Origin of the sequence: Streptomyces sp. N35, from assembly GCF_016464295.1 — a bacterium.
Classification (GTDB): domain Bacteria; phylum Actinomycetota; class Actinomycetes; order Streptomycetales; family Streptomycetaceae; genus Streptomyces.
On the sequence record NZ_JAEIMH010000099.1, the window covers coordinates 1 to 2,266 of the forward strand.

Below are 2,266 nucleotides of genomic sequence, written 5' to 3' on the forward strand. Positions count from 1 at the left end.
GCTCGGCACACGAGGTGTGCCGAGCCCTTCGTCGTACGGGGAGCAGCCTCGCGCCGTTGGTCGGCGGCTGCCTATTCCTCCCCGCCGGCGGGCAGGAGCTGGAAGTCGACGACGACGCAACCCACTTGCCCGTCCTCGGTGCGGCCGAGCCAGACGGGGTAGGACCCGTCGCCCTGGCCGGCACGGAAGGCGATGAGGTTCGGCTCGGGCCCCGTGCCGGGCAGTTCCACGGTGAAGCGACCGTCGAGGGGGATGAACACGTCCTCGTCCAGCTGGTCTTCGCTCACCGTCCGCGTCGCGTCCAGGAAAGCCGCTGTGCCGGTATCCACGCCCACCCCGTAGAACTGGCCCTCGCCGAGCAGACCCAGGTCCTCGTCGGGTCGGAGGAGCATGTCCCACTCGTGAGGCGGGGTGTCCAGGAACGTCACCCTGGCCGCGGCGACAGTGGCCCCGCGTGTCGTGCGCAGGAGCGACAGCGTGACCGGGAACTCGCCCGGCGGCACTGCGACGGTTCGCGGGTCTCCGAGCCAGCCGGGGTCCGAGACCGCCAGCTGCCCTGACGTGATCCGCAGCAGGCCGGCGTCGACGTGCTCGACGACGGCCGGCCCCTCCGGAGCGTCGCACGCACCCGGACGGAACAGCCGCTCGATTCCGGTGGCGCGCAGCGGCCCCGATCCCTCGGCCACCGGCACGTCGCTCAGGACCACGGTCGTGGCGGGCTCGTGGCCCGCCTGGGCGAGGAGCGGAAGGAACACCTGCCAGTCGCCGAATTCCGGTACGGGGCAGAGGAAGCTTTCGACAGGCGCCGAGAACCGCCGCACGGGGACGCTCGACGGGCCGGCCGGTGGAGCCTGCGGTGGCTGCGTCGATGCTCCCCTCGGCCCGGCGAACTCGGTCTTCACCTCGACCTGCCCGTCGTCCGAGACGGTCGTGGTCTCCTGGACCGCCCACTTCTTGGACGCGTACGCCTGCTCGTCGGAGAACTCCCATCGGGTGTTCCAGCGAGCCAGCAACATCCCCGTGCTGTGCGGCTTGAGGTCGATCATCCGCATGCGCCAGGACCTGTCGTCGAACAGATACACCCGCCACATCCGGCGCGGCCAGGACTCGAGCAGGGCCAGCGGTCGCTCCCGCACGGACAGCAGTACCGCGTAGTCCTTCCCGACTGCGTGTCTGCGCACCGCGACCGCTCGGGAGACCGGTTCCGGGTGGGTCATCCCCCGCACGGGACCCCACAGTTCGCCGTACGACACCTCAAGACTGTCGAAGATCACAGCCGCGCATCTCCCCCCGTCGTCGTGCCGCCAGTCTGCCAGTGGGGTCTGACACGCGGACTGTGGGAGATCGGCAACCTGGGGTTGCCGACGGCGCACGAAGGCGCGGCAAATCGTCCTTTCGGCCGAGGCGGGGGTCGGGCCGTACGGGGCCAAGAAGGGCTTGATCAAGGACCTTTGGGGTGGGGGGCGGGCCGGGGGTTTAGGCCAGGCTTATCCGTGCCGTCCCGGAGTGGTTCGTGGGTGGCGCCCTCATTTCTCCCGTTACCGACCTCCGAGAGGCCGTCTTCTCATGTTCTCCAAGCCGATCCGCATCCCGCGCCGCCGCGGCGTCGCCGCCCTGTTCGTCACCGCTGCCGTCGCCGGCGGCTCCCTGGCGACCGCGGCACCCGCGTCCGCGGGATACGGCGGCGGCTACGGCGACGCCTGGGTGAACAACTACGGTGGCGGTTACGCCGACAACTGGACCGACACGTACCACCAGGACTACGGCAAGCCCTGGGGCGGCGGCGTCCCCGCCGAGAAGCGGCTGGCCGATGTGCGCGTCACCGCGTCCGGACCGGCCCGTATCGACCACAACCAGGAGCAGTTGTGGACGGTGGAGATCACCAACTCCGGCAGTGCCACGGCACAGCAGGTCCGCGCGACCGCCGATCTGCCCAACGGCATCGAGTACCGCGCCCACCGCATCAGCGCCGGCAGCGCCGACGCGCAGCTGGTCGACGGCCGGGTCGTGGTCACCACCGGCCCGCTCGAGCCCGGCCGGAGCGTGACGCTGCAGATCGCCGGCCGAGGCCCGTCCTACGGCGGCGGCAACGTCCGGTTCGAAGCCGTCGCCACCACCCCGACGCCGGAGTCCGTCACCACCAACAACACGGCCACGGTCCGCACGCGCATCGCCTGATCACACCCCGGCGAACGGAGGGGACCCCGGGCCCGGCCGGGGGCCCCCCCCCGCCGGAAGGCCAAACCCCCCCCCCCGGCAGGCCCTT

2 protein-coding genes are annotated in these 2,266 nt (G+C 71.4%); one reads left to right on the top strand and one right to left on the bottom strand.

Translation table 11 applies throughout. The features are described 5' to 3' along the window. Positions 1–71 precede the first annotated feature (71 nt). The gene (locus JAO81_RS35930; protein ID WP_199552192.1) at positions 72–1,274 is read right to left on the bottom strand and encodes a DUF4241 domain-containing protein; all 1,203 of its coding nucleotides are present in this window, start codon (positions 1,272–1,274) and stop codon (positions 72–74) included. Positions 1,275–1,566: 292 nt separating this feature from the next. Between JAO81_RS35930 and JAO81_RS35935 the strand changes: the two genes are divergently transcribed. After that, on the top strand, positions 1,567–2,178 hold the full coding sequence (locus JAO81_RS35935) for a DUF11 domain-containing protein (protein ID WP_199552193.1): 612 nt from the start codon (positions 1,567–1,569) through the stop codon (positions 2,176–2,178). Positions 2,179–2,266 lie beyond the last annotated feature (88 nt).

Bases quoted from the DNA above. Each gene is read 5' to 3' on its own strand.
- JAO81_RS35935 (WP_199552193.1), top strand. From the start codon at position 1,567: ATGTTCTCCAAGCCGATCCGCATCCCGCGCCGCCGCGGCGTCGCCGCC.